This window comes from Arsukibacterium sp. (assembly GCF_041616895.1).
In the GTDB taxonomy this organism is placed as follows: domain Bacteria; phylum Pseudomonadota; class Gammaproteobacteria; order Enterobacterales; family Alteromonadaceae; genus Alishewanella.
The window spans coordinates 1-1,797 of sequence record NZ_JBFJPY010000209.1 but is presented as its reverse complement, the minus strand read 5'-3'; the positions used below and the strand labels follow the sequence as shown (position 1 = coordinate 1,797).

General features: G+C 50.9%; 3 protein-coding genes. All 3 read right to left on the bottom strand.

What is annotated here, in order from left to right; all coding sequences use genetic code 11:
* Window positions 1-278: phosphoribosyl-AMP cyclohydrolase (locus ABY802_RS16865; RefSeq protein WP_372628276.1), on the bottom strand; the 278-nt coding region annotated here is incomplete at its 3' end.
* A gap of 332 nt (window positions 279-610) precedes the next feature.
* Window positions 611-1,384 (bottom strand): imidazole glycerol phosphate synthase subunit HisF, encoded by a 774-nt coding sequence (hisF, locus tag ABY802_RS16860; protein ID WP_372628275.1) that lies wholly within the window; start codon window positions 1,382-1,384, stop codon window positions 611-613.
* Window positions 1,366-1,797: HisA/HisF-related TIM barrel protein (locus ABY802_RS16855; RefSeq protein ID WP_372628274.1), on the bottom strand; the 432-nt coding region annotated here is incomplete at its 5' end. The genes hisF and ABY802_RS16855, both read right to left, overlap by 19 nt.

The window sequence follows — 1,797 nt, the reverse complement described above, 5'->3', positions numbered from 1 at the left end:
GGGCCTTGAGGGCGGGCCAGCACTAACAGGCTGTCAGCATCGCAGTCTTTATCCACGCTAACCAATTGCAGGGTGTTACCCGAGCTTTCGCCTTTGGTCCATAACCGCTGTTTACTGCGGCTGTAAAAAGTTACCTGACCGCTTTGCAGGGTATGCTGTAACGCCTCCAGGTTCATATAACCCTGCATCAGCACTTTGCCGGAAATGGCGTGTTGCACTATTGCCGGTAATAACTGGTTATCGGGCCAGCTTAGCGCTTTAATCTGTTGTTCGTTCATAGATGACCTTAATTCTTTTTTGTTCTGACCTGTGGCAGACTCTGAGGATTAGCTGCACACAGAGACGCCGTAAATACTTCCTTGTAGGCTCCTCTGTGGCATCCCTGCCACAGACGCTCTGTTTAGCAACTAACCCTCGTCGTTTGATACATATGCTTGACGGTTGGCACAAGCAAAGCAAGCGAGGATGTACTTTTTGTTGTGACCGTTGAAGCCCTGGACGGGCGGAAACGAGCCCCCATGGATGGGTTTACGGCGTGTCACAGAAAAAATGTACGCAGCGATTGCTTTTTCGAAGCGCGAGCCTGAATCTGCGCCAGTTCGGTGTCTGTTTACGGCCGGATGCTGATTCCATCAGCAATCAGTTTCGCTTTAAGCGCCGCTATCTCAATAATCGCTTTGTGAAATACGCTGGCAGCCAACGCGCCATCGACATCAGCTTTGGCAAATACATCACTGAAATGCTGCATGGTACCAGCACCGCCACTGGCGATTAACGGCACTTTACAGATATCGCGAATACTTTTAAGCTGGGGAATATCATATCCCTGGCGCACGCCATCCTGATTCATGCAGTTAAGCACGATTTCGCCGGCACCGCGTTGCTGCACTTCTTCTACCCACTCGCGGGTAAGCCAGCGAGTCTTCTGGGTGCGGCTTTCATCACCGGTAAACTGGTAAACCTGATACTGGCCCGAGGCAACATCAAAAAAGCTGTCTATGCCCACCACAATACATTGCTGGCCAAAAATATGATTAAGCTCGCTAATTAATTCCGGCCGGGCCAGAGCGGGGCTATTTACTGAGATTTTATCAGCGCCCATTTCCAGGATCTTGCCGGCATCGGCCACACTTTTAATGCCGCCTGCCACACAAAATGGAATATCAATGACCTCGGCAATTCGCTTAACCCAGCTTTTATCTACTACCCGGCCATCGCTGGAGGCAGTGATGTCATAGAAAACCAACTCGTCGGCACCGGCTTCGGCATAACGCTGGGCCAAAGGAACAATGTCACCAATAATTTCATGGTTACGAAATTGCACACCTTTTACTACTTTACCATCACGAACATCTAAACAGGGGATTAACCGTTTTGCCAGCATGCAATGGCCTCCTTCAGGCTGAACTTACCTTCGAGGAGTGAGCGGCCCAGAATCACGCCGGCCACACCACTGCCAATTAATGCTTTGATATCATCTAAAGAGCCAATGCCCCCTGACGCCTGCCACTGGATCTGGGGGTAATGCGCAGTAAGTTCGCGGTAAAGGCCGACATTGGAGCCGCTTAGCGTGCCATCGCGGCTGATATCGGTACACAGCACATGTCTGGCACCTGCCGCTATATACTGATCCAGCACCTGTTCTAAGGTGATCGACGATTGCTCAATCCAGCCATGAGAAGGCAGGGTTTTCTCACCTTTATCGTTAATGGCGACATCCAGCGCCAACACAATATGCTCGCCACCGTATTTACGGATCCAGCTTTGTACCAGCTCTGGCTGACGAATGGCCAGGCT